The sequence below is a fragment of the Amycolatopsis pigmentata genome (assembly GCF_042684065.1).
Classification (GTDB): domain Bacteria; phylum Actinomycetota; class Actinomycetes; order Mycobacteriales; family Pseudonocardiaceae; genus Amycolatopsis_E; species Amycolatopsis_E pigmentata.
The window spans coordinates 649,521-676,365 of record NZ_JBHUKR010000004.1 but is presented as its reverse complement, the minus strand read 5'-3'; the positions used below and the strand labels follow the sequence as shown (position 1 = coordinate 676,365).

Below are 26,845 nucleotides of genomic sequence, written 5' to 3'. Positions count from 1 at the left end.
GCTATTTCGTGGTTCTCTCGTCGGTGAGAGAGCGGTGCCGGGTGATCCAGCCGGCGATTTGGGACCGTGAGGTGAAGCCCAGTTTTTTCAGGATGTTTTCCACGTGACTGTCCGCTGTGCGTGGCGCGATGACGAGTTTCCGGGCGATTCCCTTGTTGGTCATGCCTTCGGCGATCAGGCCGGCGATCTCGTGTTCGCGGCGGGTGAGTACGGCCGGGCGATCCGAGGACCGCGCGGCCTCCCGCGAAGGCTTCTGCTGCAAGGCGAACGCGAGGACCTCGTGGCGCGCGAGCTGTGCCCCGCTGCGGAGCGCGGCGTCGAAACCGTTGTCTCCCAAGGCGTCATGAAGCTGTGCTCGACAGTGATCGTGCGGCCGTTTGGTCTGTTCGCGCCATCTCGGCCCGCCGATCACGTGCCAGATCCGCTCCGCCGCGCCGAGCAACTGTGCTGCCCGGGCGTGGTGGCCTTCCGCTTGCGTGATCCAGGCGAGCACTTCGAGGCATTGCCCGATCGCCAGGTCGTCGTCGAGGGTTCTCTTTATGCGGAGACTGTCCTTGGCCAGCTTGGCGGCGTGCCGGGGATCACCGGCACGCAGTGCGCAGATCGCTGCCGCGCACAGCGCGCACGACTCGGACCAGCGCGCCCGGTGTTTCCTGGCCAAAGCCAGGCACTCCTCGGCAACCGCCTCCGCAGGGGGGTCGTCGCCAAGGGCGGTGGCGAAGGCGAGATGGTACAAGGCGAACCACTCACCGTTGACATCACCTGTCGCGCGATAGCGCGTCAGGGCCTCCCTCACCAGAGGCTTTCCGCGCTCGTAATCCTGCTGGGCCAGCGCGGTGAACCCGGACAACTGCAGGGCCTTGGTCGCCGCCGCGTCGTCGTGAATGCGGTCAGCGAGCGTACGGCATTCCTCCAGCAGCCGGCCGGACGCCGTCCAGTCACCCTCGGACTGGGCGAACCAGCTTGCGACCCAGAGTCCTTTGGCGCGGGCGGGAGTGGGGCCGGGGCAGGCAGCCAGGGCCCGGGCAGCCCAGTACCGGCCCTCGGGGACACCGGCCTGCACGGAGTTCCACATGGGGCGGTGGCACCAGAGGGAACCGGCGATGTCGAGGGCGGCCGGGGCTTCGCCGGAGTCGGACAGGGAGAACTCCAGCGCCGCGCGGAGGTTGGGGCCTTCTCGCGAGAGCCGCTGGGTCCACTCGGTCTGCTCGGGGCTCAGCCAGTTCGCTTCCGCGGCGGCTACCTGGTGCCCGTAATAGTCACGGTGCCGGCGGCGAGCCGTTTTCTCCTCGCCGGAGGCGGCGAGGAGTTCCTGGCCGTACTGGCGGATCGGTTCCAACAGCCGGTACCGGATGCGCGGGCCGTGGTTTTCGCAGATCAGGACGGACTTGTCGACGAGTCCGCCCAGCAGAGTGACCACGTCGCCGCAGGCGATACCGGCCCCGGCCAGGACTGTTTCGGCGGCGGCCAGGTCGAAACCGCCGGAAAAAACCGAGGACCAGGCCCAGAGCCGGCGTTCTTCCGGTGAACAGAGCTGGTGACTCCAGCCGATGGCCGCCCGCAGCGTCTGCAGGCGGGCCGGTACGGTCGGGTCGTCGGTGGTGAGAAGGCGGAAAGTGTCATCAAGCCGCTCCACCATCTGCTCGACCGACAGGACACGCAGTCGTACCGCGGCGAGTTCGATGGCCAGCGGGATACCGTCCAGCCGTCGGCACAACGCGACCACGCTGTCCTTGTTCTTCGGGGTGACCGCGAAGCTGGGTGCGACCAGCCTGGCACGTTCGGTGAGCAACTCCACCGCCGGTTCCGGGAGATTCAGGTTCGCGCTCGTGCCGTCGGGTACCGGAAGCGGTGAGACGGTCAGCAACTGCTCGCCGGTGATGCCCAGCGATTCCCGGCTGGTGGCCAGAATTCGAACACCGGGCGCCGTGCTCAGGACGGCGTGTGCCAGAGCCGCGCAAGACGCGAGCAGATGCTCACAGTTGTCCAGCACCAGGAGCAGTTCTTTGTCCTGAAGAAACTCGGCCATCGCCTCGACCGGCGCCTTGCCGTCCAAGGGAACCATGGTCCCGTGGCCCAGCGCCGCCGCGACCGTTCCGGGAAGGAACAGGCCGTCTTCCACGGTGGTGAGGTCGACGAACCACACACCGTCCGGATAGGACCGGTGCGTGTTCCGGGCGATCTGGAGGGCAAGGCGAGTTTTCCCCACCCCGCCGACCCCGGTCAAGGTCAGCAAACGGGTGGTGGACAACAAGCGCCTCGCAACGGACATCTCGTCCCGGCGGCCCACGAAACTGGTCAGGGTGGCCGGGAGATTGCCCGCCGGCCGAGGCCACGTCCGGCGGACCATGGGGGTCACGTTATGCGCCCCGCACACCCAGGTCAAAGTACGGACACGACGTGATCGAGTAGCTACCGAGCCGAGAATGGGGCTACAGAAAGTGATTGTTTGAAGCAACTAGACGTGGCCGTTGTAGTTTCGTAACCTGTCCGAGATCTCGCACCCGGTAGTCGCTACTCCCTGTAACGGCGGTGCGGAATTGCCATCGACGCAGCCTGTGGGGAGTTGCGCCGGAACCAGCACCGCAAACGAGGTGCGGTACTGCCGTGTCAGAGTGCGCCAGGACGCGAGCGCGGAAGTCGGGCTCGTCCAGGCGTACCGCCGCGATCGGAGGAGCCCCGGCCTCCGCGCGGGGGACGGCGGTCCGGTTGGTGGCCGGACACGAAGGAGACAGGCGCGGCGTGCAGTCGCAACAAGCCAAAGGCGTGGTCGCGGGCCTTCTCGCCACCACCGCGGTCCTCACGGTTCTGGGTATCCCCGCAGCCGACGCCAACCCCGGCCCGATGCTCGCGAGTCCTCCGGCCAACGCGGCCGACGCCCTGGCCCAGTACCGGCAGGTGGCCGACCAGGCCGAAAAACTCAACGAGCAGAAACTGAAGGCACAGGAGGACCTCGACGCCAAGCAGGCCGAGCTGAACAAAGCCAGTGCCGACCTGCGAACGGCGGACCAGAGAGGCCGGACGGCGCTGGCGGACAAGGGCAGGCTGCAGACCGATGTCGATCAGCTCACCGACGAGTCCTTCATCAGCGGGGCGCAGTTCGCCAAGTTGTCGGCTCTGCTCACGGGCAAGTCGGCACAGGAGTTCCTGGACCGGTCCTCGGCCTTGGACGTGCTCGCGAACAACAAGAACAAGACCATGCAGGCCTACCGCGACACCGCCGACGCGGCCACCGCGGCGGAACAGCAGGCCGCCGACGCCAAGAGCCGCGCACAGGCCGCCTCCGACGCCGCCGCGACGCTGCTCAACGACCTCAACAACCGTTCGCGGGACCTGCAGAAACAACTCAGCGATCTCGACGCGGTCCGCAACCAGATGACCACGGCGCAGAAAACGGTGCTGCACAGCACCGGAGCCGCCGCACCGAACGTGCCGGCAGCGACCACGGCCGCGCAGAAGGCGGTCAACGCCGCGCTGTCCCGGCTCGGTGATCCCTACGTCTGGGGCGCGACCGGCCCGAACTCCTTCGACTGCTCGGGCCTGACCCAGTGGGCCTACGGACAGGCCGGCATCTCCATCCCGCGTGTGTCCCAGGACCAGCAGCAGGCGGGCGTCGCGGTGCCGCTGTCCCAGATCCAGCCGGGAGACCTGCTCTTCGAAGGGTCGCCCGCGTACCACGTCGTCATGTACCTGGGCGACAACAAGATCGTGCACGCGCCCACCGACGGCGATGTCGTCAAGATCGCCGCCCTGCCCAACAACATCTACAACGCCCGGAGGTTCGCGACCTGACCTCGGGCATTCCGAACAGGGCGGCACTCAGCGGAAGGCGGGTGCCGTCCTGTGCGTGATCACTGGCCCCGGTGACGTCGTTGCCGAGACCTTCGACAAAGGCGCCGGACAGTGTCTCAGGCGCGGATTTCGTTGAGGTAGTTGTAGATCGTGTAGCGGGTGACTTCGAGGCGTCCGGCGAGGTGGTCGACGGAGTCCTTGATGAGGAAGAACCCGGCCTCGTCCAGCTCCCGCACCACTGCCGCCTTGTGCTGCTTCTTCATCAGGTCCACCGGAATGCCTGCCCTGCCGATCGCGCGCTCGACGAGGAAACGCTGGAGGCTGTCGACATCCGGCGGGAACGTCTCGAGTTCACCGTTGCCGTCCACCGCCGCCGCGGTGTCCACGCTGTTGACACACAGGGCACCCACCGCGACGCCGTCCGCGTCCCGCAGGAACAGCGTCGACGAGCGGATGGGGCGTCCGTCGGGGCCGTGCGTGCGGTAGTTCGTGAGATCCTGTGTGGTGCCACGGCGGACCAGGCCGAGGAGCAAATCGGTCATCGGGCCGCCCAGGCCGCGGCCGGTCAGCTCGCCCCCGATCGCGATGATCGAGTCGGGCAGGCGGCTCAGGTCGTGCAGCACCACTTCGTTGCCCGGCCCGATCATCGCGGCCAGTCCGGGAATCGCCGGGACGAGCGCGGCCAGGACCTCGTGGGTGGTCACGGCGGGTGGCACCGGCCGCGAGCCCGATGGCCGGGCCAGGCCCTTCAGCACGGACCGGACCAGCTCCGCGGCCTCGGGCGGGGTCGTGGCGTGGGGGGAAAACCTGACGTGTTCGGGCCGCACGGTCGAAGTCACGCCGGCCGCGGTGAGCGCCGAGCCGACCCGCTCGGCGGGGTGGTCAGGCAGGCTGAACGCCAGGATCCCGGCCCGGCGCTCGACCGAGGAAACGATCTCTGCGCCCAAGGAGAGCAGCATTTCCTCCAGTTCGCCGATCCGTTCCGCGACCCGGGCGGAGATGGCGCCGACCCCGGCCTGCTCGAGGAGTTCCAGCGCCGCGGCGAAAGCACCCGAGGTGACCGGGCTGAGATTGGACAGTGACCACGCGGCAGCGGTGTTCTCCGGCGGGTGGATCTCGTCGTCGAACAGTCCGGGGTCACGCGCGCCGGTCCAACCGGAAAGCACCGGGTCCATCCGCTCCAGCGCGCGGTCCGACACCACGGCGAACCCGGTGCCCCAGCCCGCGCGCAGCCACTTCTGGCCCCCGGCCACGAGCACGTCCGCGGCCTCCCATGGCGCCTCGGTCACCCCGAACGCCTGGATGCCGTCCACCACCAGCAGGCGGTCGCCGACGACCTCACGCAACGCGGCGAGGTCGGCCAGGTAACCGGTCCGGTAGTCGACGGCACTCACGGCCACCATCGACGTGCTCGGCGTCAAGGCCTCGGCGACCCGCTCGGGCGTGACGTACCCGCTCTCCAGTCGCCGCACCGTGAGCCGGCCGGCCTGCTCGGCGCGCGCCCAGGGATAGGTGTTCGCGGGAAATTCGGACGCCGCCACCAGCACCTCTCCGCCCGGTGCGTTGAACGCGGCCTGGAACAGTCCGAGGCTGGTGTGGGGGAGCAGGACGATGTGGTCGGTGTCGCTGCCCGAAAGCCGCGAGACCGCGGCCTTGGCACGCACCTCCTGCCGCATCAGCTCGTCCACTGTGGACGGACCCGCCGTGGTGGCCCGGTGCAGCAGGGTGGCGGTGGTGTCCAGGACGGCGTGCGAAGGCGGCCCGAAACGGGCGAAGTCGAGGTATCCGGCGGGCTCGTCGAACTCCAGCAGATACCGGGGCGAAATCCTCCTCACGCGAGGATCCTCGCCAGGAACTGGCGTGTGCGTTCGTGCTTCGGCGCGCCGAGCACCTCGCCGGGCGGTCCCGTCTCGACCACGGCGCCGTCGGCCATGAACACCACCTCGTCGGCGGCCTGTCCCGCGAACCCCATTTCGTGCGTGACCACCACCATCGTCATCCCTTCCGCCGCCAACGTACTCATCACTTCGAGCACTTCACCGACCAGTTCCGGGTCGAGCGCGGAGGTCGGCTCGTCGAACAGCATCAGCTTCGGCTTCATGGCCAGTGACCTGGCGATCGCCACGCGCTGTTGCTGCCCGCCGGACAGTTGCGCCGGATAGGCGTCGGCCCGGTGCGCCAGGCCGACCCGGTCGAGCAGTTCCAGTCCCTCGCGCCGGGCTGTGCCCGGATCCGTGCCGAGCACGCGGACCGGCCCCTCCACGACGTTCTCCAGGGCGGTCCGGTGGGCGAAGAGATTGAACCGCTGGAACACCATCCCGATGTCGCGCCGTTGCCGGGCGACCTCGCGCTCGCGCAGTTCGTACAGCTTGCCGTCCTGGAGCCGGAATCCGATCGGCTTCCCGTCGACCCAGATCTGCCCGGCGTCGATGGTCTCCAGATGGTTGACGCAGCGCAGGAACGTGCTTTTCCCCGCGCCGGACGGCCCGAGCAGGCAGACGACCTGCCCCTTGACGACCTCCAAATCGATGCCACGCAGCACCTCGGTGTGGCCGTAGCTCTTCCGCACACCCACCGCCCGAAGCAGCGGTGTTCCTTCAGGCACGGGAACTCCTTGTCAACGGCACCGTTCGCAGCGCCTTCGCGGCCCGCGCCATCGGCCCGGCCTCCGCCGCGCCGAACGCGCGTTCCAGGTAGTGCTGGCCCACCCCGGCGACGGTGACCACGACCATGTACCAGACCGCGGCGGCCAGCAGGGTCTCCATCACCAGCAGATTGCCGGACGAGATGTTGTTGGCCGCGTGGATCAACTCGGTCACCCCGATCACCGACGCCATCGACGTGCCCTTGAGCATGTTGATGAAGTCGTTGCCGGTGGGCGGGATGATCACGCGCATCGCCTGCGGCAGCACGACCCTGCGCAACGTCGTGGCCGGCGTCATGCCGATCGACTTCGCCGCCTCCGTCTGTCCACTGTCGACACTGTTCAGCCCGGCCCGGACGATCTCGGCCATGTAAGCGCTTTCATTGAGCGCCAGCCCGAGAAACGCCGCGGTGAACGCGCTGATCAGCACGTTGGTCTCGGCGTGCACGAGGAACGGGATCGAGATGACCGGGAAGACCAGCGCGAGGTTGTACCAGAGCAGGATCTGCAACAGCACCGGCAGCCCGCGGAACAGCCAGATGTACCCGGCGGCGAACCACCGCGAGACCGGGTTGGCACTGCGCCGCAGCAACGCGACGACGATACCGAGCACGATCGCCACACCCTGCGAGACAACCGCCAGCACCACGGTGTTGAGCAGACCGGTCGCCATCACCCGGTACCACAGGAAGTCCGGCACCGAGCCCCACTCGATGCGCGCGCCGGCCATCGCGACGCCGAGGAGCGCGAGGAGTGCGAGGATGACCACCGCGCTGACCCAGCGTCCCCAGCGCCGCAGGCGGACGATGGGGAGCGGCTCAGCTTCCGCCATTGATCGTGGCCTCCTTGACCGCACCCCGCTCGACACCCCAGGCGTCGAGGATCTTGGTGTAGGTGCCGTCGGCGATCAGTTCGCTCAGTGCGTTCCGCACGGCGTCGGCGAGCGGACGGTTCTGCTTGTTCACCCCGATGCCGTAGGGGCCGCCGTTGATCGGCTCACCGGGCACGACCTCGAAGAACTTCCCGTCACCGGCGGTGCGGGAGATGTAGACGGCACTGGGCAGATCGTTGAGGATCGCGGCGACCCTGCCGGTGCGCAACTGGGTCTGGTTCTGGTTGTCGCTGTCGGTCGCGGTGACGGTGAGCCCGGGTTTGCCCGCCTGCGTGCACTTCGTGTTCTGGTCCGCGGCGAACTGCTGGTGGCTGGTGCCCTGCACGACGGCGATGTTCTTGCCGCACAAGGTATCCGGCCCGGTGATGGCGTCCGGGTTGCCCTTGCGCACCATGATCGTTATGCCGGAGGTGAAATAGTCGACGAAGTCGATCTGCTGCTGGCGCGCCTTGGTGTCGTTCATCGCGGCCATGGTCAGGTCGATCCGGCCGGACTGGAGACTGGTGATCAGCGAACCGAACGCCATGTCCTGATGAGTCACCGCGACGCCGAGTTTCGCCGCGATGGCCCTGGCGAGGTCGACCTCGTAGCCGACCGGCGTTTTGCCGTCAGCGGCGTAGAAGTTGTTGGGCGCGGACTGCAGGTTCGACGCCAGACGCAGCGTGCCCGCCTGCGCGATCGGTGCCGGGAGCGCGGCGGTCAACTGCGGATCCTTGTGCACCGCGGCGATGATCGCCGTGGTGTCCGGGATGGCGGAGGCCTGCCCGCCTGCCCCCTGTGGCGCGCCGCCCGCGCCGTCCGGGCCGCCTCCACAGGCGGTGAGGGCGAGTGCGGTACCGAGCAGGACGGCTTGCCAGGCACGAAAACGGGACAACGCGGACCTCCACTCGTCGGCTGGGCCGAGACGCTACAACGCGGTGTTGAAGTGGTCAACAACGAGTTGAGTCGCGTGGTCGCCGGGCCACCGGGCCGGTGCCGTTGGCGTTGCAGGCAAGACGGAGCCCGATACCCTGCCCACCACAGGTCATCGGGATCCGGTCTGGAGGGAGGCGATTTCCGTGCTCGTCCCGATCCATGACAGCGTTCCGCGCGTGGCCGAAGCGCTGCGGGCGGGCGACGCCGTGGCTCTGCCGTTGCCGTCGCCCCTGCCGTATGGAGTGGTCGCGATGAACCCGGCGACGGTGAACCGGGTGAAGGGCCGGCCCGAGGGGCAACCCGTGGGTGTGGCCGTGGGCGACTTCGGCAAGATCGCCGCTTTTCTGCGCGTCACGCGAGAAACGCTCGGGCTGGTCGAGTGGCTGTGCGTCACCCGCCGGCTCAACGTGTTCGTGCCGCGTTTCTGACAGCCGCCGCGCGTGAGGCGGGGTTGAGGCTTGACCCTGAGTCGTTGTTCGACGTCGGCAATGGGCGGGCCAATGTGGCTCTGTTGCAGCAGACACTTACGGACGTCGTAGTCGACGCCCCGGAACTTGACGACAGGGTCTTCGCGGCACGAATCAAGCCGCGTTCGTATCCGAGTGCGAAACCAGCCGTAACCCCGGCCCGCCTTCCTCCGATGCGCACTTTCCCGGCACCGCAGCGAAAGAGACGTGACTGACACAGTAACAAGGCCGGGAAAGATAGCCCCCGTCGAACTACACGATCGTATAGCATCTTGTACCGTTGTGTAGTAAGGTGCGCAATCGTGTAGGAGGGCGAAGCAATGACCGGACCCGATCCGGAGGATCTCACCGCCCGTGCCCGGATCCGGGACGCGGCGTTGTGGCACTTCGGCGAGCACGGCTTCGACCGGGCGACGATCCGTGGGATCGCTGAAACGGCGGGAGTGTCGTCGGGGCTGGTGCGCCACCACTTCGGCTCCAAGGAAGCGCTCCGCGACGCGTGTGACGCGTACCTGGTCAGGGCTCTGGAGCGGATCAATGATCAGGTCAGGGCCGACGGTGCGGACGATGGAGTGAACTACGTGGCGGTCACGGGGGCGGTGTTCGGCCCGCACCAGAAATACATCGCACGTGCCCTGAGCGAGGGGCGGGCGGCGCCGCTGTTCGACAAGCTGGTCGAGCTGGGTCAGCAATGGCTGGCCGAGGTCGACGAGAAACGCTCCGACCGTCCCGATCTGCCGCTGAAGGACAGGGCCGTCGTGGGTGCGGCGATGACGCTGTCCATCGCCGTTCTCCACCACCACGTGTCACGAGGGCTCGGTGTGGACGTGCTCAGCCCAGGGGGAGCCGAGGTGCTGGCCCCGATCCTGCTCGACCTCTACTCCCATCCCTACCTCAGTCCGCGGGAGGCCGCCGAGTTCCGGTCACGTCTCGGCAAGGACGGAAACAAGGACTGAACCTCAGCAGACTCGGGAAAGGCGCATGATGACCGATCCGGTTTCGGTAAGTGGTCTGGTCAAGACGTTCGGCCGCACCACCGCGTTGGACGGGCTCGACCTCGCCGTGCGCACTGGTGAGGTGCACGGCTTCCTCGGCCCGAACGGTGCCGGGAAGAGCACCACGATCCGTATTCTGCTGGGCCTGCTGCGCGCGGACGCGGGTACCGTCCGCTTGCTCGGCGGCGATCCGTGGGCCGACGCGACCACGTTGCACCGGCGGCTTGCCTATGTGCCCGGGGATGTCACGCTCTGGCCGGGTCTGTCCGGTGGCGAGGTCATCGATCTCCTCGTGCAGGTACGTGGTGGCGCCGACCGCGTCCGGCGGGACGCGTTGATCGAACGCTTCGACCTGAACCCGAGGATCAAGACCCGCGCCTACTCGAAGGGCAACCGGCAGAAGGTGGCGCTCATCGCCGCGTTCGCTTCCGAGACCGAACTGCTGATTCTCGACGAGCCCACCACCGGTCTGGATCCGCTGATGGAGAACGTGTTCCAGGAACTCGTCCGCGAGGAGCGCCGCGCGGGCCGGACCGTGTTGCTCTCCAGCCACATTCTCGCCGAGGTGGAGGCGTTATGCGACCGCGTCACCATTGTCCGCGACGGTCGTACGGTCGACACCGGCAGCCTCGCTGAGCTTCGCCATCTGACCCGTACGTCCATTGTGGCCGAGATCTCCGGGCCCACGGACGGCCTCGCGGATCTGCCGGGAGTGCACGACCTGCGGGACGAGGACGGCCTGGTTCGCTTCGATGTCGAGGCCCACGCGCTCGGCCCGGCGCTGCGTCACCTCGACGTGCTCGGCGTTCGCAGCATCGTCAGCCGGCCGCCGACGCTCGAGGAACTGTTCCTGCGGCACTACGACCGTTCCGGCGCCCACCACGCGAAGGCCGGCCGATGAACGCGACCACCGGCACCGGCCGCCTGGTCAAGCTGGCGCTGCGCCGCGAGAAAACCCTTGCGCCGTGGTGGATTCTCCTGCTCTGCACCATGGCGCTGGTCATGGTCGGCTACATCGAGCGGACCATGCCCACGCCCGAGGCGATGGCGGCCTACGTCGAGTTGATCAACCGTAGCGCCTTCCTCCGATCACTCGGCGGCTCGTTCGTCGTGCCCGGCCTCGGCTTCATGGCGTCCTGGCGCAGCGGCGGATTCCTCTACGTGATCAACGGGCTGGCCGCCGTGCTGATCGTCGTCCGCCATACCCGCGCCGACGAGGACTCCGGCCGCGCCGAACTGCTCCGCGCGGGCCGGATCGGCCGCTCCGCCGCGCTGACCACGGCCCTGCTCGTGGCGGGCGGTGTCAGTCTGGCAGGCGGGGTGCTGCCCGCGCTCGCGTTGGTCGCGACCGGGCTGGACCCGGCCGGATCGATTGCCTACGGCGCCGCCATCACCGCGGCCGGCTGGGTGTTCGCCGCCGTCGCCGCGGTTTCCGCCCAACTCGCGCGGACCGCCCGCACCGCCAGGGCCATCGGCCTGACCGTGCTCGGCGTCGCCTACCTCCTGCGCTATGCGGGTGACGCGACCGGACAGTACTGGATGAAGTACCTCTCGCCGATCGGCTGGAGCCACCTGGTCGTGCCGTATTGGGGTGATCACTGGGGGATGCTCGCGGTGTCGCTCACGGCGGCCGTCGTTCTGTCGGCCCTCGCCTACCGCTTGGCCGGCAGCCGCGACCTCGGCGAAGGGCTGATCCCCGAGCGTCTGGGACACGCGAGGGCTCCCGGACTACGCGGCCCGATCAGCCTGTCCTGGCGCCTCAACCGCGGCCTGCTGATCAAATGGGCCGCCGCGACAGGCGGCTTCGCCGCGGCCGCAGGGTTGCTCACCAACCTGCTTACGCCGGGCGCCACGCCCCCGTCCTTCGCGCTTCAACTGGTGGAAGGCTTCGGCGGCAAGCCGGGAGCGACCTACCTCGACAACGGCCTCTGGGCCATCACCCTGATCTTCGCCTACGTCATCGCGCTCTACCCGGTCCTCATGATCCAGCGGCTGCGGGCGGAGGAGACCAGCAGCCGGGCCGAAGCGCTCCAGGCCACACCGGTGACCCGGCTGCGCTGGGCCGCCGGGCACCTGGTGGTGACCGGCCTCGGCACGGCGGCACTGTCGGCGGTCACCGGCCTGCTCTTCGGCGCGGTGTTCTCGCTGATCGCGGGCCGCCCGCCGGACATACTCCGCGTTCTCGCCGGAGCGATGGGAACCGTGCCCGCCGCCTGGCTCATCGGCGCGATCTGCACGTTCGCCTACGGCCTGGTCCCCAGGGCCGCCGTCGCGATCTCCTGGACCACCTGGATCGCGACCGTCGTGCTCGGACGGATCGCCGGCCCGTTGTACGGGCTCTGGGGCGGAACCCCCGTGGAACCGTTCCACTACATCCCGAACACCGTTGCCGGAGCACCCTTCGACCCCCTCCCGGCCACCGCGATGCTCACCCTGTCGACCCTCCTCCTCACCGGTGGGTTACTCGCCCTCCGGCGCCGCGATTTCGGTTGAGGTGACCGGCAAACGGGCTGAGTCGCACTGGACGCGGACTCGGCTACTTCTGGATCGACCGTGGCCGACCAGTATGCCGGGTGACTAGGCCGATCGGTCGAACCGGGGCGGTCAGGGGTTGCCTAATTTGTTTCCTCAGGACACTATTTAGGGGTCGGAGGAGGTGGCGTCATGACCATCGGGGACGCGGCGAAGATCCGTTTGCTCGCAGCGATTTTGGGCGCCGGCGAGATTTCCCGTGCCCGATTGTCCGAACTCACGGGCCTGTCCGCGTCTCGTGTGACCAAGGTTGTCGCTCCGCTGTTGGAGTCCGGTGTCATAGAAGAGGTCGGGCTGGCGCATGCGGATGGTCCTGGCCGGCCACAGCAGATGCTCGCGGTTCGCCGCAACCGCAGTGCGGTGGTGGGCATCAAGCTTGCCCGGACCCGGGTCACCGGCGTACTCACCGACATGGATTCACAGGTGCTGGCGCGGACTGATCGCAAACTGACGTCGATCGGTCCGGACGCTGCCATCCGTGCCATGGGAAAAGTCTGCGACGAACTCCGTGCCCATCCGGCGGCCGCGCGGATTCCGGCCGTGTGCGTGGGTGTCGGGCTGGGGGGTCACGTGGACAGCCAACTCGGGGTGTGCGTGCATTCCGGGATCCTGGGCTGGGAAGACGTGGCCATCGCTGATCGGCTCGGCGCGGAAACCGGGCTTCCCGTTGTGGTCAACAACGACGTGAACGCCCTGGCCGTGGCTGAGCATTGGTTCGGCAAGGGCCGGGGGGTTCGGTCGTTCGCGGTGGTCACCATGGGGCTCGGCGTGGGGTGCGGCCTGGTGCTCAATGATTCCCTCCATACCGGGGCGAGCGGACTGGCGGGCGAGTTCGGCCATATTCCGCTCTATCCGGACGGCCCGGTGTGTACCTGTGGGAACCGTGGCTGCCTGGAAGCGGTCGGGTCGTTTCCGGCGATCCAACGGATGGTGCGGGACGAGGGAATAGCGTGCCGGTCGATCGCACAGGCAGTGCGGCTGGCCCGGCACGATGACACGAACGCCGGCACGGTGGCCCGTCAAGCGTTCGCCATCGCCGGCACCGCGCTCGGCCGCGGCCTGGCCGCGCTGTGCAACCTGCTCAATCTGGAGAAGATCATCTTGTCCGGGGAAGGCGTGGGCGCGCACGACCTATTCGCGCCGTCGCTCGAAGCCGCGTGGCGAGCACATTCCTTCTCCACCGCGGCCGACGACTGCGAGCTGATCTTCGATGTGGTCGACCAGGACATGTGGGCCAGGGGAGCGGCCTGCCTGGCCATCCAGAACGTGGTGAGTTCGCGCGTGATCCTCTCCCCACGGCAACGAACGGCTACTGGAGGTTGATCCGCCATGACCTACGTCGACTCGAGCGTCCAGGTGATCTTGTCCGGTCAGCATTCCGGCGGTGGTTACGTGGCCTGCCCGACGTTTCCTACCTACGACTACGCGTGGTTGCGTGACGGTGCTTGGTGCGCCTACGCGGCCGGATTGCACGGCCACGACGACAGTGCCGCGGCGTTCCATCGGTTCATCGCCCGAACTGTGAAGGCCAACGCGAACCTGTTCAGCGGGGAGAGTGAGTTCACGCCACCTACCCGTTACACGTTGACGGGCCAGGTGGAGAAACCCGGACGGGAGCCATGGCCGAATTTCCAGCTGGACGGCTACGGCACCTGGTTGTGGGTGCTCGGCAACCATATTCAGCGCGGGCACCGGCCGACCAGCGAGGAACTCGATGCCGCGAAGCGGGTAGCCCGCTACCTCCAGGTGGCAGGCTCGTCACGCTGCTATGACTGCTGGGAAGAACACTCTGAGCGTCGGCACACCTCGACGCTGGGCGCTGTTATCGCAGGGCTGGCCATGGCTGCCGAGCTGTTCGACGACCAGGGGATGGCCGACGCCGCGGCGCGGTTCAGGACGACGCTCTTCGGCGAACACGTTCGGGCCGGCTCATTCGTCAAACACGACGCCACAGATGCCGTCGATGCCAGCCTGCTGTGGTTGGCAACCCCGTTGGCCGTCGTGGCCCCTGACGATCCCGTCATGGTGCGCACCGCGCAGCGGGTCGCCGACGAACTCACCGGCCCGGCCGGCGGAGTGCGCCGGTATCTCGGCGATACCTACTACGGCGGTGGCGAGTGGGTGCTCCTCACGGCATGGCTCGGCTGGCACTACGCGACATTGGGTGACTTCACCGGCGCCACCGGACGTCTGCGCTGGGTCGAAGCCGCCTTCACCGTCGATGGCCGGTTACCGGAACAACTCCTCACTCATCCACAGTCCGCCAAGATGGTCGCACCGTGGATCGACAAGTGGGGTCCGGTCGCCACGCCGCTGCTGTGGTCGCACGCGATGCACCTGATTCTCGTGGCATCCCTGCACGAGTGACGACACAGACATCCGCGGCCCGTGATGAGCACCAAGCCTGCTTCGCACCTCCCCGAATGGAGGCCCGGGGATCCGCCGGGCTACCGCTTGGCCTTCGCTGTCCTGAACCTGCTCAGGACTGGCGGGTGGGATCCAGTCCTGAGATTGGCGTTCCTCGTCCTCGTGGTCATGGCCGGCCTCGCCACGCTGACCGCGGTACTCGGACCATGGTCGTTGATCACCGGCTTGAGCGGTATCGGCGGAACGGCGATCGCCCGGACACTCCGCCGCAGGCTGAAATGATCCACCGCGCGGTTCGCGGCCGAGTCGTCACGGGGCGGTCAACGGTCTTGCCTCATCGAGGCGCCCAGTGGCGCGTTTGCTGACTTCGAGCATCCGAAGCTAGATCCCGGTCACATCTGACTATGGCTAAAGTAAGCCAGCGGCGTATGTTGGGGGAATGACGCCTCAGGTGGCGGGGTGCGTCGCCGAGAGCGAGCCGATCGGGCCTGGCCGAGTTCGCCCGGTCGATCACGCGTCAGCCGGACGTAACGAGTTCAGAAAGGGCCCTGGCAATGACTTCTGCGGTCTCGCCGTCGTCGGCGACGATCCCGTCTTCATGCTCACCGGCATCATCCCGGCCACCCGCAAGGTGCTCGCACGCGCAGGCCTCGGCGTCGGCGACATCGACGCCTTCGAGGTCAACGAGGCCTTTGCCTCGGTCGTCCTGGCTTGGCAGCGAGAGATCGGCGCCAGCCTCGACAAGGTCAACATCAACGGGGGCGCCATCGCGATCGGTCACCCGCTCGGCGGTTCCGGGGCGCGCCTGATGACCACACTGCTGAACGTCCTGGAGCAGACCGGAGGGCGGTACGGCCTGCAGGTGATGTGTGAGGCAGGCGGCCTCGCCAACGCGACGATCATCGAGAGGATTTGACATGCCCAGCCTGACGAACTCGGTCGTGCTCGTCACGGGCGCCAACGGAGGTCTCGGTAGTCAGTTCGTGACTCGAGCCCTCGAGCGGGGCGCGGCCAAGGTGTACGCCACCGCGCGCACTCCGCGTCAGTGGGACGATCCCAGGATCGTGTCGCTCGAACTCGACGTCACGGACCCGGGATCCGTTGCGGCGGCCGCGTCCGCGGCCACCGACGTCACGATCGTCATCAACAACGCCGGCGCCGCCAATGGCGCGAGCCTCCTGGGTGACCTGGCATCGGTGCGCGCACTTTTCGAGACCAACTTCTGGGGCGCGCTCGCAGTGGCCAACGCGTTCACGCCGGCCCTTCGGCGAAGTCGCGGTACTTTGCTCAACGTCCTGTCCGTGCTGAGCTGGCTCGGCGTCGGCGACGCCTACAGCGCCACCAAAGCGGCGCTCTGGTCGGCCACCAACACCCAGCGCCTGAAGCTCGCGAGTGACGGCGTCCGGGTAGCGGCGCTTCATCTGGGATACGCCGACACCCCGATGACGGCGCGATTGACCACCGAAAAGAACGACCCGGCCGATGTGGTCAGCGCCGCCTATGACGGAATCGAAGCCGATGAGCCGGAGATTCTGGTGGATGACATCAGCCGGCAGGTCAAGACCGGTCTTGCCGGCCCGATCGAAGGCCTTTATCCGCAACTCGCGGGCGGCCGTTCGTGAACCGGGAACGCAGCTACACCTGGGGCGATCCGCTGGAACTCGCGACAGCGGCGCAAAGGTTGAGCGGACGGGACTTCTTGGCGCGAATCGGCAGCGGTGAACTTCCGGAACCGCCGTTCGGGGCCACCACCGGTATCGTTGCCGTGGAAATCGGCGACGGTAACGTCGTGTTCCAACTGCGACCGGCCGAGTGGCACTACAACCCCATCGGGTCGGTACACGGGGGCATTCTCTCGACCCTCGCCGACACCGCACTCGGTTGCGCCATCCACACCAAGCTTCCGGCTGGAACGGGTTACACCTCGCTGGATCTGACGATCAAGTTCACCCGGGCCGCGACGCTCGACAGCGGCCTGCTCACCTGCGTTGGGCAAGTGACGTCGATCGGACGTCGCGTCGGCACCGCGGAGGCGCGCATCACCGACAGCGCCGACCGCGTGGTCGCGCATGCCGTGACGACCTGTCTCATCATGCCCGGCAGCTCGTGATCGCAGGAGTCTAGTGCCGGTTCGGGCGGAAGCCCGGGCCTTTCTGGATTTCGATCTCTTCGGGTGGGACGAGGTGGCCGTCGTCGCACAGCAACCGCGCGCGCACGGTCGCTTCGCATCCTCGGTGCCGTGCCCGCACTGGCGGTCCGTCGGCGTCGGCCGCCCAGGTGTCGCCCCATTCCCGCAGGGCCGTGATCACTGGCAGCAGATCACGGCCCTTGCGGGTCAGCCGGTATTCGTCCCTCGTTCGCCGGCCGGGTTCCTGATAAGGCACGCGCTCCAGCAGGCCGTCCGCGGTCAGCTCCTTGAGGCGGGCGGCGACCGCGGGTTCACCGAGGCCCGACCGGCGCACGAACTCGTCGAATCGCCGGGAGCCCAGGAATGCCTCGCGGAGCACGAGTATGGCCGAGCGGGTGCCGATGATCTCGAACGTGCGCGCGATCGAGCAGTTCTCCATCGACCAGGCATCCCGATCCTGGAGCGGATTCGTCATGCCTCGAATATAGGCATCTGACTTGCGTCGAGGCCAGCCTGGTCCCGTCAGGCGGGGGTGCCGGCATCCTGCGCGGAGGCCGCGAACGCTTCGGGTCCCTGCTCTGCCGCCGCGGGGTCCATCCACATGACCTGCCAGCCGTGGCCGTCGAGGTCGAAGAAGCTGCGTGAGTACATGAAGCCGTAGTCCTCGGCGTCATCCGCCTCGGAACCACCCGCCGCGAGCGCGGCGGCGCTGACCGCGTCGACCTCGTCGCGGGAGGACACACTGAAGCTGTACAGCGCCAGCGTGTGGGTGGTGGGGTCGGCGATCGGCAGTTTCGCGAACTCGGCGAACTTCTCGCGGGTGAGCAGCATGACGAAGGCGTGCTCACCGACCGGCATGCAGGCGGCCGTCTCGTCGGTGAACAGGGGGTTGTAGCTGAACCCGAGCTTCGCGAAGAACGCCTTGCTGCGCTCGAGGTCGGCTACGGGGAGGTTCACGAACAGCATGCGGCCGGGGTGGGCGGGGTTGGTCATGGTGGGTCTCCAGTCGGTGGCTCGATGGTGTACGTCCTGTCAGACCCGCCGACCGGGCGGAACTCATCGGTGAATCCAGCCAGAGCGCGGACACCAGGGGGTGGCCCATCGGGCGGCCCCCTGGCACCCGGTCACAGATCAACTGACGGGGAACGCACCCACCGCCCATGGCCGGCCATGGAAGGAGCGGTAGAACCGCAGGTGCGTCCCGTCGTCGCTGGGCGCGACGATCCTGGTCGCCGAAGTGTCGCGCGAGAGCGAGGGAGAGTGCGCCACGTTCGGCCACTCCAACTCGAGGAAGCTCCAGGCGTAGTTGCCGCTGTTCAGCCGGTAGAAGTAGTCCAGCGAACCGTTGGCCCGCTGGACGATCATGGCCGAGGTGGTGCCGTCGTCGGCCAGTTGGGGTTCGCTGTTGGCGGCCAGGTAGCCGGGGTCATGGAGCTGGGTCATGATCCAGTTCGGGGTGCCGTGCAGGTTGCGGTAGTAGCGCAGCGCGTTGGAGGGGGAGCGGGTCACCAGGGCGGAGGAGGTGCCGTCTCGGACCAACGAGGGGTCCGAGGCGGTGCTGCCCGCGAAATCGACCAAGGTCTGAGTCCAGGTGCTCCCGCTGTTCCACCTCCAGGAGAAGTACAGACTGTCGGCGACGCCCCGGAACGCCAGGGCCGTGGTCGTGCCGTCACGGACCAGCGACGGGACGCCCTGGGCGTAGGTTGTCGCCAGGAATTCAGCGGTCCAGGCCGGGCTGCCATGCAGATTGGTGTAGACGGCGACGTCGCCGGCGAGCGTAGTGGCCGCGATCATCGTGCGGGTGCTGTCTCTGACGATCGAGGGCGCCGAGAGGATGGTGCCCGGCCCAGCCACCTCCGCGTAGTTCCAGGTCGGACTGCCGTGCAGGTTCCAGTAGAAGTAGAGGCTGTTGTCGGGCCCCTTGGCAGCGATTACTGTGGCCGAGCCGTCCCGGGCGATCGCAGGTCGGGAATAGGCGCCGGGGCCAGGCACCGGAGTCGAGTTCCAGGCGTCGATCGGGTTCCCGTCCAATTGGTAGTAGAAGCGCAGTTGGGTACCGAGGACGTTGGCGGTCACGGTCGCGCCGGCTGTGTTGGTGTTCGGCGCGGGTGGCACCGCGTAAGCGGGGATGGAGTTCGGGCTCAGAGCCGAGGGGGTGACAGTAGCGAAAACGCCCAGCAGCAAGGCGACTCCGAACACAAACAATCGACGTGACCAGGACATCGATGCCTCCAAGGTAGGGACGTGGCGGGCGATAACCGCCTTCTCGGTCAGCTTGGCAGCCTGCGCGAGACCGATAAATACGAAGACCTTCGTATTTTCCCGGTGATAGCCGTCCAGGCATGTGCCTGCCGAACCTGACAGAAAAAAGTGGCGAGGTAATGTCGCGACCCGCGGACGAGACAAAAACGATCAGGCAAACTATGCGGATGACAGCTTTGTCCGGGCGTGATGCCAGGCTGATTCACGACCTGGCGAAGGCAATTCTCACCGAGCCTCGGCCGGTACACGTCTGGCCTTTGCTGATGGAACGACTGACCACCGATCTGCCGGTGGATCTAGCCGTGCTCATCGACGTGGACTGGAAGTCCGGCACGGGCCACGCCCTGACCGGTAAACCCGACTGGCTGCACAAGGCGCCACTCGACTCCCTGATCGACGCACACATGCGGGCTCACCCGCTGCTACGCCACTACGCGCACACGGCAGACCGGACTCCGCTGGCTCTCGACGAAATGGCCGACGACCGATGGTGGAAGAGCGAGGCCTATCACGCCGGCAAGACAGCCATCGGTATCGACCGCCAACTGGTGCTGCCGCTGAGCTCTCGCGCTGGGCAGGTCAGAGGCGTCATCATGAGCCGTGGCGGTCACGGCTTCACCGATCGCGACCTGGAATACGCCGGCCTGGCCCGATCCTTGCTCGACACGGTATCCGCCCACGAAACAGTGACACTCGGAATCCCGAGGCTTGGTGATCCCGAAGAATACGGGATCACTTCGCGAGAGATGGCCGTCCTCGCGCTTCTGAACGAAGGGCTGACCGCTCGCGCCATAGCCAAGAAGCTCCATATCGCGGAGAAGACCGTCATCAAACACAAGGAGAACCTCTACCGGAAGCTTCGCGTGCACGATCGTGTGGCCGTGCTCAACAAGTCCCGTGCCCTCGGTCTCCTCCCGCAGAACCACCCTCACGGTGAGGGTTGATCAACGAAGTCTGGCGGTATCTTCACGGACATGGTGACCAACGTCGACTTCGCCCGGAGGATCCTCGGCGCCGAGGGAGTGCCGCACCATGCGCGGCCGCGGGTTAGCCGGCCCAGGCCGGCGGGGGTCTGAGTGGGCCCGCGCTGGTACGAAGAGGGAGAGGAGCCGGATTACCGGTTCACCCTCGCCAATGAACGCACCTTCCTGGCCTGGCTGCGGACGGCGTTGGCACTGGTCGCCGGAGCGGTCGCGCTGAGCCAGCTGGTGCCGCCGTTCGCGGTGCCGTACCTGCGGACCGCTCTCGCGGTTCTGCTGGCGGTGGCGGGTACGGTGCTGGCCGCGCTGTCCTACCGGCGATGGGCCACGGTGCAACGGGCGATGCGGCAGGGACGTCCGCTGCCGATGGACTGGCTGCCGGCGATCGTCGGCGCGGTGGCGGCGGTGGCGGGCCTGGTCGTGGTGGTCGTGGTACTCGTCCGATGACCGCGCGCGATCGGGGTCTGCAACCCGAGCGGACCACACTGGCGTGGCAGCGGACCGGCCTGTCGGCCGCGGTGGTGGCGGTGCTGGAGCTCCGGTCGGGAATCGGTGCCGGATCGCTTTTCGACGTCGTGGCGGGCTGTTGTGCCCTGGTGGTGGTCGTGCTCACCTGGGTGGCGGGCAGGCGGCCCGGGGTGAACCGGCGCCTGTTGCCGCTGACCGCGTGGGCGACGGTCGCCACGGCTTTCCTCGTCACGGTGCGGCTCCTGTGGACCGCGAAGTAAAGAGGTCATCCCGGACGCTAAGGACGGCCGGCGACGTTTTCCGTTTGCCACGCCCCAGGACGGAGGCCGACTTCGCGGAGGAAGAAGGCGGAGAAGTTCGAGGCGTCGGGGAAGCCCAGCCGTTGTCCGCAACGGGCCGGGGTCAGGCGATCGTGTGCCAGCAGCCTTTTGGCCTCCAGAACGAGCCGCTCGCAGAGGTAGGCCTTGGTGCTCCGACCGGTCGCCGCGTGGACACTACGCGACAGCGTCCGTGGGGAGTATCCGAGTCGGCGTCCGTAGTAGGCGACATCGTGATGAACGCGGAAGTCCTCCTCCACGGCGTTGCGGAACCGGCGAAAGATGTCGTTCCCGGTCCGGCCGGTGCCGGTGAGCGGGCTCAGGCGTAGCAGCAGCGCGGACAGGAGAAGGCCGAGGAGTTCTCCGGTTCGGGTGTCCTGCGCGGCGCCGGCCTCGAGACGAAGATGCCCGAGCGCGGTCGTGATCAACGGCCACTGCGTGTCCGTGGCAGCCCAGCATGCCGAGATGTCCGGGTCGGCGGCCAGGTCGCGGCTGCCGGGCGTGATCGGCGCGGTCGGCACGAACAGGACCAGATCGCCGGCCAGGTCACCGATGTCCTCCCAGCGGTGCACCACGCCGGGCCGGATCCACACCAGGCTTCTCTCCGCCAGACGGTGCCCGGAAAAGTCGATCGAGACCCGTCCGCGGCCGCGGCGGACCACCGCGAGCACGTGGAAATCACCGCGCTGGGTCAAGCCGTCGTTGAGCCGCCGCAACATCGCGAAGGACATCGTCTCCACCGGCGCGGGACGCTCCCTCGGAGGCTGATAGGTGAGTTGCCGAATCGCGGTCATGTGTCCATTTTTCACCATGCCCCGTCCGGCCGTGACGATGCGCCCGACGGCCCGGCGCGATGGACTTGAGGCATCGTTGGAGCCACTACGACAGGGAATTCTCATGACCTTCGCCATCTCGTCCCACCTGCCGGCCTATGACCATCGAGCCGGGGACGGCCCGGCACTGGTCTTTCTTCACTATTGGGGAGGGACAGCGCGCACCTGGCAACCGGTGATCGACCGGCTTCCGGGACGCGGCACGCTGAGCATCGACGCCCGCGGCTGGGGACGCTCCCGCGAGTTGCCCGGCCCGTACACCCTGGAGCAGCTCGCATGTGACACGCGCGAGGTCATCGCCGACGCCGGGGTGACCGACTACGTCCTGGTCGGGCACTCGATGGGCGGCAAGGTGGCCCAGCTCGTGGCCGCCGCGCGCCCCGCCGGACTCGTCGGGCTCGTCCTCGTCGGGCCCGGACCGGCCAAACCCGCGAGCGTCGTCGCCCCCGAATACCAGGATGCCTTGTCGCACGCCTACGACTCCGACGAGTCCACGGCCGCGGCCCGCGACGCCATCCTCACCGCTACACCGCTGAGCGACGATGTCAAGGCCCAGGTCGTGGCCGACTCCCGCGCAGGCGCTCCCGGGGCCCGCGCCGAGTGGCCGCTGCACGGGATCGCCCAGGACATCACCCGCGAGGCTCGCGACATCGAGGTCCCCGTCCTGGTCATCGCCGGTGAACACGACCAGGTCGAGCCAGCCGAGGTGCTCCGCGACAACCTCCTGCCTTATCTGGACTGCGCGGACCTGCGTGTCATCCCCCGCAGCGGCCACCTCATCCCGCTGGAAGCACCCGCCGACCTCGCCTTGATTCTCCAGGACGCACCGTTCATCACCGGTGTCGGCCGAGGAACATCCCACCGGAGCTGATCGATATTCACCGCGCGATTCCCGGCAACGCCTCAGACCGGTGTGGAGCCACCCATGGTGAGAGGTTTGCCGAAGCCGGTGTCGTATTGACTCAAGTACGGATTGAGTGCGGTCGCTCCGGTGTTCTGGTCGCGCATCCAGTCCGGGAAGGCGTGCCATTTGGCCGCATCTCCCCGCAGTTCGCGGAACGGCAGGATTTTTCCGTCGCTGCCGACGAAACTGGCTTCACCGGAGCCGGCGTAGAAACTCGCGGCGTCCTGGCCGTGCGGGAGCACGCCATTGTTGTTGAGGTTTATCGCCATGTTGTCGACGTCGGTGTAGTAGGCGGCATCCTGATCGGTCACGTCGTGCTGGGTGGGATCGGGCACGGTGTCCGACGGAACAGCCGCCCCTCACCAGGTTGCTGAGGGTGTCTCATGTGGCCAGTTTCTGGAGTTTCTTGTAGCAGGTGATGGCGGCGCCGAGGGTGAGGAAGGCGAGGAAGTGGGTGGCTTTGCGTTCGTAGCGGATGGTCAGGCGGCGGTACCCGGACAGCCAGGCGATCGACCTCTCGATCACCCAGCGGTGTGTGCCGAGCTTGTCGGAGGATTCGATGCCTTTGCGGGCGATGCGCGGGATGATGCCGCGTCGGCGCAGCCAGACGCGCACGGCAGAAATGTCGTAGGCCTGAGATTCCCGGCTCTTCGCCGCGTCGTGCACGGCCGCCCTGGCGGCGTGGACGATCCAGACTGGTGACCGTGGAACCCCGCGGTCGGTTATCCGGCGGCGTTCATCAGGTCGAGAGCGGACTGCTGGCGCGCGGCGTCGGTCTGGGTGAACGGGCCGGCCCACGGCTGGTCGTAGTTGTCGGAACTGCCGCGGTCGTGGGCGTAGGCGGAAGCGGCCTGGCGCTGAAGGTAGCCGGCGTAGGGGTGGCCGGTCAGTTGGTTGTTCAACACCGCGAGCCCGCGCACGTAGACGCCCTTGAATGACGGGACATCACCGCCGCCGCCGTTGTCGAAGAGGATGCCGCCGGGATTGAGCGTCGCGTTCGTGGTGGAGGCGTCGGCCAGGGTCCGGGCCTGGGTGAGGTAGCCGGAGTCGCCAGTGGCGCGGTTCAACTCGGTGAGTGCGGCCAGCGGCACACCCTGGTTGTAGCTCCACGGGGTTTGACCGTTGTTGGCACAGCCCGCGGTCAGCCCGTCGTTGACCAGGTTCGAGCCGTTGATCATGCCCGAGTTCCGGAACCAGCTCCAGCCGTCCTCGGCGCGTCGCAGGAACACCGTGTCACCGGAGATTCTGTTGTGCAGCGCGGCGTTCAACTCCACGTAGAGCGCGTTGGTGATGGCATTCTTGTAGGTTTTGCTGGAGCTCCACCACACCCCGCCGCCACACGTACTGTCCCAGTACCCGTTGATGTGATCGGCGTCGGCCTTCGCCGTGTTCAGATAGTCGGTGTCGCCGGTCAAATCGTAGGCGTCCACCCACGCCAACCCCCACCACGCGGTGTCGTCGTTGTAGTCGTTGATGAAGTCGCCCGCCCAGGCGGACCGATTGGTGGTGTAAGTGCGATCGATCGCGTACTTGTAGCTGCCCATCGCGGCCACCCGGACGTTGTCGACAAGCGCGGTCAGCGCGTTCGCGGAGTTCCACCAGCCAGTGGTGTCGAACAGGTTGGTGGACAGGTTGTAGTCCTCCATCAGTGCGGTCGCGGCGGCGGTGCTCGGCCGGTCGGCGTTCCAGGTGGTGCGGTACCAACTCGTGCACGCGATGGCCGACGTTCCGGCGGGCAGGCCACAGGCGCGCAGCAGGCCGACCCCGAGGTTGTTCCAGTCGTCGACGTTGTACATCAGCGTGCGCCAGCCGCCGTAGCCGGCGGGTACCTTGGTGTCGCCCAATTTCGAGCCGGAGGACCAAGTGCGGCCGTTGTCGAACGAGCGGTCCAGCCACGCCTCGTCGCCCTCGCCGCCCTGATCGGTGACCGCCCAGCCCATGTCGTCGCCGTCGTCCAGGTGCAGACTGATGGCCCGGCCGTTGTCGGTGACCGTTTGCGCGACGCGGTCACCGGCCGCCAGAGCGGGATCGCGGGTGTCGCAGTACTTGTCGCAGATCGTCGCGGCCGGTGTGACGGGGGCAGTGCTCGCCTCGCCCGGTGGTCGCGTGTGCTGGGCGGCGGGTGGCAGCGCCGGGTCACGGGTGTCGCAGTAAGACCCACAGTCCGATGCGGCACCGGCGGGGGGTGCGGTGGCGGCGTGCGCGGGCACGGCGGTGGTGAGCGCGGCTGCCAGCAGGACGGCGAGCAGGACTGATCTCACACGGACCTCCCGGTGCAGGGGGTTCTGGGCGGTCGCCTCGTGGAGCTATCTCGGAGGTATACCGCCGATTGCCGCGCCAGAGCAAACATCCTGTCTTGTCTGGACCACTATCGGACAAGACAAGTGACCGCGGGATTCCGCGATCAGCGGCAGCAGTGAGGCTGCCGGTCCAGACCACTGGAGCGGCGTTTCTCAAACGGGTGGAATGCGCCAGGAGCAACGGGTAAGCGCTTGCCCACAGCGAGACCGCTTGGAAACTTGACAACCGCGAGACCGGAAGGTTGACTCGGTCATCGTGGGCGAACGGTAGCGGCCGTCGCCGGCGTTCCGCCCGGAGATTTCCGGATTCAATGGCGTCCCTTCCATCCGGCCAACGGAGGTCGCGGTGCAGATGTCGGTGTTTTCGCGGTTCACCGGACGCCTGGCCGGCGTCGGCAGGCTCGCGCTCGCGGCCACCCTCGCCGCGCCGGTGGTGGCCCTCACGGTCGGGGCGCCGCCCGCCGCCGCGCTGGAGAATGGTCTGGCCCTGACCCCGCAGATGGGCTTCAACGACTGGAACGCCTACGGCTGCGCCGTTTCGGAGTCGTTGATCAAGTCGACCGCGCTGGCCATGCACGACAACGGGATGCAGGCGGCGGGCTATGCCTACGTCAACATCGACGACTGCTGGATGACCTCGGCGCGGGACTCGGCGGGGCGGCTGGTCCCCGACCCGGCGAAGTTCCCCGACGGGATCTCCGGTACCGCCGCCTACGTGCACTCCCTCGGGCTCAAACTCGGTATCTACGAGGACGGCGGAACCGCGACCTGCGCCGGTTATCCCGGAAGCCTGGGACACGAGACCACGGACGCGAACACCTTCGCCGCCTGGGGCGTGGACTACCTCAAGTACGACAACTGCAACAACCAGGGAGTCAGCGCGCGGACCCGGTACACCGCGATGCGCGACGCGCTGGCGGCGACCGGTCGTCCCATTCTGTTCAGCCTGTGCAACTGGGGTGAGGAATCGGTCTGGACCTGGGGTGCGCCGGTCGGCAACAGCTGGCGCACCACCGGTGACATCAGCGCGAGCTTCGCCAGCATGGTGTCCACCTTCCACGGCAACGCCGGACTGGCGCCCTACGCCGGTCCGGGTCACTGGAACGACCCGGACATGCTGGAAATCGGCAACAACGGCATGTCGCCGACGGAGAACCGGTCCGAGTTCAGTCTGTGGGCGGAAATGGCCGCCCCGTTGCTCGCGGGTACCGACATAGCCGGAGCCTCCGCCGAGACCCTGAACGTGCTGACGAACCGGAACGTGATCGCGGTCGACCAGGATTCCCTTGGCAGGCAGGGGACCCTGGTGTCCTCGGTCAATGGTCTGGATGTGTTGGCCAAGCCGCTGGCCAACGGCGACGTCTCGGTTGTGCTCTTCAACGAAACCGGATCGGCCGCGACGATCAGCACCACGGCGGCGGCGATCGGGAAGACCGGCGCGTCCGCCTACACCCTGACCGACCTCTGGTCCGGCGGAACCTCCTCCACGACCGGCGACATCAGCGCCTCCGTGGAGGCGCACGGCGTGGTGATGTACCGGGTCTCGGGAGGCGCCACCGGAGCGGCGCCGTCGGGCGGGGTCCACGCTCTCGGCGCGGGGTCCTGCCTCGACGTGCCGAACTTCGCCACAACGCAGGGGACCCAGGTCGAAATCTGGACCTGCAACTCGGGGCCGAACCAGATCTGGACGCGCACCCCGTCCGGTCAGCTGACTGTCTACAGTGGAGACTCCACGCGCTGTCTCGACGCCTACGACAACCGGACGGCGCCCGGCACGAAGGTGGAGATCTGGCCCTGCAACGGCGGGGAGAACCAGCGGTGGACGTTCAACGCCGACGGCACCGTCACCGGAGCACAATCCGGACTGTGTCTCGACGTCACCGGCGCCGAGACCGCCAACGGAACCGCGGTCGAACTCTGGACCTGCAACGGCGGCGGCAACCAGCAGTGGTCGTTGGGCTGAGCCGGGCGGGGTTTGACCAGACGGCACGTTATCTCGGTAGACTCCGCCGCGGATCCATGATCGATTGAACGTCCGGTCCCGCGAGC

Annotated in this window: 26 protein-coding genes and 2 pseudogenes; 16 read left to right on the top strand and 12 right to left on the bottom strand. The window is 67.6% G+C overall.

Annotation, left to right across the window (positions count from 1 at the left end; all coding sequences use genetic code 11):
* Position 1 precedes the first annotated feature (1 nt).
* Positions 2-2,350, bottom strand: coding sequence for an ATP-binding protein (locus ACFSXZ_RS04945; protein ID WP_378261666.1), 2,349 nt, complete (start codon positions 2,348-2,350; stop codon positions 2-4).
* 392 nt (positions 2,351-2,742) lie between these two features.
* Here ACFSXZ_RS04945 and ACFSXZ_RS04940 point away from each other — a divergent pair, with 392 nt between their 5' ends.
* Entirely contained in the window at positions 2,743-3,792 is a 1,050-nt protein-coding gene (locus ACFSXZ_RS04940; protein ID WP_378261664.1) for a C40 family peptidase, read from the top strand.
* Positions 3,793-3,908: 116 nt separating this feature from the next.
* Here the strand turns inward: ACFSXZ_RS04940 and ACFSXZ_RS04935 are convergent, their stop codons facing one another.
* Genes ACFSXZ_RS04935 through ACFSXZ_RS04920 form a run of 4 tightly spaced genes read right to left on the bottom strand, consistent with a single transcriptional unit; the run spans position 3,909 to position 8,202 of the window.
* Positions 3,909-5,627: an aminotransferase class V-fold PLP-dependent enzyme gene (locus ACFSXZ_RS04935; RefSeq protein ID WP_378261662.1), complete on the bottom strand. Its 1,719-nt coding sequence runs from the start codon at positions 5,625-5,627 to the stop codon at positions 3,909-3,911.
* On the bottom strand, positions 5,624-6,397 hold the full coding sequence (locus tag ACFSXZ_RS04930) for an amino acid ABC transporter ATP-binding protein (RefSeq protein ID WP_378261660.1): 774 nt from the start codon (positions 6,395-6,397) through the stop codon (positions 5,624-5,626). Before ACFSXZ_RS04930 ends, ACFSXZ_RS04935 begins: the two co-directional genes overlap by 4 nt.
* Positions 6,390-7,268: an amino acid ABC transporter permease gene (locus ACFSXZ_RS04925; protein ID WP_378261658.1), complete on the bottom strand. Its 879-nt coding sequence runs from the start codon at positions 7,266-7,268 to the stop codon at positions 6,390-6,392. The genes ACFSXZ_RS04930 and ACFSXZ_RS04925 overlap by 8 nt, the downstream gene beginning before the upstream one ends.
* Positions 7,255-8,202 carry an ABC transporter substrate-binding protein gene (locus tag ACFSXZ_RS04920; RefSeq protein ID WP_378261656.1) on the bottom strand — a complete coding sequence of 316 codons (948 nt, stop codon included), beginning with the start codon at positions 8,200-8,202 and terminating at the stop codon, positions 7,255-7,257. Before ACFSXZ_RS04920 ends, ACFSXZ_RS04925 begins: the two co-directional genes overlap by 14 nt.
* A gap of 217 nt (positions 8,203-8,419) precedes the next feature.
* Between ACFSXZ_RS04920 and ACFSXZ_RS04915 the strand changes: the two genes are divergently transcribed.
* From ACFSXZ_RS04915 to ACFSXZ_RS04870, 10 genes and pseudogenes are all read left to right on the top strand, one after another.
* Complete coding sequence (locus ACFSXZ_RS04915; RefSeq protein WP_378261654.1) at positions 8,420-8,671, top strand: hypothetical protein; 252 nt, start codon at positions 8,420-8,422, stop codon at positions 8,669-8,671.
* Between the two features lie 359 nt (positions 8,672-9,030).
* Positions 9,031-9,666, top strand: a complete 636-nt coding sequence (locus tag ACFSXZ_RS04910; RefSeq protein WP_378261652.1) for a TetR/AcrR family transcriptional regulator — start codon at positions 9,031-9,033, stop codon at positions 9,664-9,666.
* Between the two features lie 28 nt (positions 9,667-9,694).
* Positions 9,695-10,606, top strand: coding sequence for an ABC transporter ATP-binding protein (locus tag ACFSXZ_RS04905; RefSeq protein WP_378262765.1), 912 nt, complete (start codon positions 9,695-9,697; stop codon positions 10,604-10,606).
* On the top strand, positions 10,603-12,198 hold the full coding sequence (locus ACFSXZ_RS04900) for an ABC transporter permease (RefSeq protein WP_378261650.1): 1,596 nt from the start codon (positions 10,603-10,605) through the stop codon (positions 12,196-12,198). The genes ACFSXZ_RS04905 and ACFSXZ_RS04900 overlap by 4 nt, the downstream gene beginning before the upstream one ends.
* Positions 12,199-12,369: 171 nt before the next feature.
* On the top strand, positions 12,370-13,560 hold the full coding sequence (locus ACFSXZ_RS04895) for an ROK family protein (protein WP_378261648.1): 1,191 nt from the start codon (positions 12,370-12,372) through the stop codon (positions 13,558-13,560).
* A 6-nt stretch (positions 13,561-13,566) separates the two neighbouring features.
* Entirely contained in the window at positions 13,567-14,604 is a 1,038-nt protein-coding gene (locus tag ACFSXZ_RS04890) for a glycoside hydrolase family 15 protein (RefSeq protein WP_378261646.1), read from the top strand.
* Positions 14,605-14,748: 144 nt separating this feature from the next.
* Positions 14,749-14,886 carry a hypothetical protein gene (locus ACFSXZ_RS04885; RefSeq protein WP_378261644.1) on the top strand — a complete coding sequence of 46 codons (138 nt, stop codon included), beginning with the start codon at positions 14,749-14,751 and terminating at the stop codon, positions 14,884-14,886.
* Between the two features lie 289 nt (positions 14,887-15,175).
* Positions 15,176-15,520, top strand: a pseudogene (locus tag ACFSXZ_RS04880) (steroid 3-ketoacyl-CoA thiolase); the annotation flags it as partial.
* 1 nt (position 15,521) lies between these two features.
* Positions 15,522-16,226 (top strand): SDR family oxidoreductase, encoded by a 705-nt coding sequence (locus ACFSXZ_RS04875; protein WP_378262763.1) that lies wholly within the window; start codon positions 15,522-15,524, stop codon positions 16,224-16,226.
* Complete coding sequence (locus ACFSXZ_RS04870; protein WP_378261642.1) at positions 16,223-16,714, top strand: PaaI family thioesterase; 492 nt, start codon at positions 16,223-16,225, stop codon at positions 16,712-16,714. The genes ACFSXZ_RS04875 and ACFSXZ_RS04870 overlap by 4 nt, the downstream gene beginning before the upstream one ends.
* Before the next feature lie 10 nt (positions 16,715-16,724).
* On the opposite strand, the gene ACFSXZ_RS04865 is transcribed toward ACFSXZ_RS04870, so the two are convergent.
* The 3 genes from ACFSXZ_RS04865 to ACFSXZ_RS04855 form a co-directional block, all read right to left on the bottom strand.
* Positions 16,725-17,207, bottom strand: a complete 483-nt coding sequence (locus ACFSXZ_RS04865) for a winged helix-turn-helix transcriptional regulator (protein ID WP_378261640.1) — start codon at positions 17,205-17,207, stop codon at positions 16,725-16,727.
* Positions 17,208-17,254: 47 nt separating this feature from the next.
* A complete protein-coding gene (locus ACFSXZ_RS04860) occupies positions 17,255-17,725 on the bottom strand; it encodes a VOC family protein (protein WP_378261638.1) in 471 nt (156 codons plus the stop codon).
* Between the two features lie 138 nt (positions 17,726-17,863).
* Positions 17,864-18,955: a hypothetical protein gene (locus tag ACFSXZ_RS04855; RefSeq protein WP_378261636.1), complete on the bottom strand. Its 1,092-nt coding sequence runs from the start codon at positions 18,953-18,955 to the stop codon at positions 17,864-17,866.
* Between the two features lie 206 nt (positions 18,956-19,161).
* Between ACFSXZ_RS04855 and ACFSXZ_RS04850 the strand changes: the two genes are divergently transcribed.
* From ACFSXZ_RS04850 to ACFSXZ_RS04840, 3 genes are all read left to right on the top strand, one after another.
* Positions 19,162-19,938, top strand: coding sequence for a helix-turn-helix transcriptional regulator (locus tag ACFSXZ_RS04850; RefSeq protein ID WP_378261634.1), 777 nt, complete (start codon positions 19,162-19,164; stop codon positions 19,936-19,938).
* Between the two features lie 132 nt (positions 19,939-20,070).
* Positions 20,071-20,421 (top strand): YidH family protein, encoded by a 351-nt coding sequence (locus ACFSXZ_RS04845; RefSeq protein WP_378261632.1) that lies wholly within the window; start codon positions 20,071-20,073, stop codon positions 20,419-20,421.
* Positions 20,418-20,702, top strand: coding sequence for a DUF202 domain-containing protein (locus ACFSXZ_RS04840; RefSeq protein ID WP_378261630.1), 285 nt, complete (start codon positions 20,418-20,420; stop codon positions 20,700-20,702). The genes ACFSXZ_RS04845 and ACFSXZ_RS04840 overlap by 4 nt, the downstream gene beginning before the upstream one ends.
* 17 nt (positions 20,703-20,719) lie before the next feature.
* Here the strand turns inward: ACFSXZ_RS04840 and ACFSXZ_RS04835 are convergent, their stop codons facing one another.
* Positions 20,720-21,553 (bottom strand): helix-turn-helix domain-containing protein, encoded by an 834-nt coding sequence (locus ACFSXZ_RS04835; RefSeq protein ID WP_378261628.1) that lies wholly within the window; start codon positions 21,551-21,553, stop codon positions 20,720-20,722.
* A gap of 103 nt (positions 21,554-21,656) precedes the next feature.
* Here ACFSXZ_RS04835 and ACFSXZ_RS04830 point away from each other — a divergent pair, with 103 nt between their 5' ends.
* Positions 21,657-22,463 (top strand): alpha/beta fold hydrolase, encoded by an 807-nt coding sequence (locus ACFSXZ_RS04830; RefSeq protein WP_378261626.1) that lies wholly within the window; start codon positions 21,657-21,659, stop codon positions 22,461-22,463.
* Between the two features lie 32 nt (positions 22,464-22,495).
* Here ACFSXZ_RS04830 and ACFSXZ_RS04825 read toward each other — a convergent pair whose 3' ends face one another.
* From ACFSXZ_RS04825 to ACFSXZ_RS04815, 3 genes and pseudogenes are all read right to left on the bottom strand, one after another.
* Entirely contained in the window at positions 22,496-22,831 is a 336-nt protein-coding gene (locus tag ACFSXZ_RS04825) for a hypothetical protein (protein ID WP_378261624.1), read from the bottom strand.
* Positions 22,832-22,877: 46 nt separating this feature from the next.
* A pseudogene (locus ACFSXZ_RS04820) lies at positions 22,878-23,111 on the bottom strand (transposase); the annotation flags it as partial.
* Positions 23,112-23,218: 107 nt separating this feature from the next.
* Positions 23,219-24,757, bottom strand: coding sequence for a glycoside hydrolase family 76 protein (locus tag ACFSXZ_RS04815; protein WP_378261622.1), 1,539 nt, complete (start codon positions 24,755-24,757; stop codon positions 23,219-23,221).
* Positions 24,758-25,148: 391 nt separating this feature from the next.
* Between ACFSXZ_RS04815 and ACFSXZ_RS04810 the strand changes: the two genes are divergently transcribed.
* On the top strand, positions 25,149-26,759 hold the full coding sequence (locus tag ACFSXZ_RS04810; RefSeq protein ID WP_378261620.1) for a glycoside hydrolase family 27 protein: 1,611 nt from the start codon (positions 25,149-25,151) through the stop codon (positions 26,757-26,759).
* The last annotated feature ends 86 nt before the right edge of the window (positions 26,760-26,845 follow it).

Excerpts from the sequence above, each read along its gene's own strand:
- ACFSXZ_RS04945 (WP_378261666.1), bottom strand. The coding sequence starts at position 2,350 with ATGGTCCGCCGGACGTGGCCTCGGCCGGCGGGCAATCTCCCGGCCACC.
- ACFSXZ_RS04925 (WP_378261658.1), bottom strand. The coding sequence starts at position 7,268 with ATGGCGGAAGCTGAGCCGCTCCCCATCGTCCGCCTGCGGCGCTGGGGA.
- ACFSXZ_RS04910 (WP_378261652.1), top strand. The coding sequence starts at position 9,031 with ATGACCGGACCCGATCCGGAGGATCTCACCGCCCGTGCCCGGATCCGG.
- ACFSXZ_RS04905 (WP_378262765.1), top strand. The coding sequence starts at position 9,695 with ATGACCGATCCGGTTTCGGTAAGTGGTCTGGTCAAGACGTTCGGCCGC.
- ACFSXZ_RS04900 (WP_378261650.1), top strand. The coding sequence starts at position 10,603 with ATGAACGCGACCACCGGCACCGGCCGCCTGGTCAAGCTGGCGCTGCGC.
- ACFSXZ_RS04895 (WP_378261648.1), top strand. The coding sequence starts at position 12,370 with ATGACCATCGGGGACGCGGCGAAGATCCGTTTGCTCGCAGCGATTTTG.
- ACFSXZ_RS04890 (WP_378261646.1), top strand. The coding sequence starts at position 13,567 with ATGACCTACGTCGACTCGAGCGTCCAGGTGATCTTGTCCGGTCAGCAT.
- ACFSXZ_RS04875 (WP_378262763.1), top strand. The coding sequence starts at position 15,522 with ATGCCCAGCCTGACGAACTCGGTCGTGCTCGTCACGGGCGCCAACGGA.
- ACFSXZ_RS04865 (WP_378261640.1), bottom strand. The coding sequence starts at position 17,207 with ATGACGAATCCGCTCCAGGATCGGGATGCCTGGTCGATGGAGAACTGC.
- ACFSXZ_RS04860 (WP_378261638.1), bottom strand. The coding sequence starts at position 17,725 with ATGACCAACCCCGCCCACCCCGGCCGCATGCTGTTCGTGAACCTCCCC.
- ACFSXZ_RS04855 (WP_378261636.1), bottom strand. The coding sequence starts at position 18,955 with ATGTCCTGGTCACGTCGATTGTTTGTGTTCGGAGTCGCCTTGCTGCTG.
- ACFSXZ_RS04850 (WP_378261634.1), top strand. The coding sequence starts at position 19,162 with ATGACAGCTTTGTCCGGGCGTGATGCCAGGCTGATTCACGACCTGGCG.
- ACFSXZ_RS04840 (WP_378261630.1), top strand. The coding sequence starts at position 20,418 with ATGACCGCGCGCGATCGGGGTCTGCAACCCGAGCGGACCACACTGGCG.
- ACFSXZ_RS04835 (WP_378261628.1), bottom strand. The coding sequence starts at position 21,553 with ATGACCGCGATTCGGCAACTCACCTATCAGCCTCCGAGGGAGCGTCCC.
- ACFSXZ_RS04830 (WP_378261626.1), top strand. The coding sequence starts at position 21,657 with ATGACCTTCGCCATCTCGTCCCACCTGCCGGCCTATGACCATCGAGCC.
- ACFSXZ_RS04810 (WP_378261620.1), top strand. The coding sequence starts at position 25,149 with ATGTCGGTGTTTTCGCGGTTCACCGGACGCCTGGCCGGCGTCGGCAGG.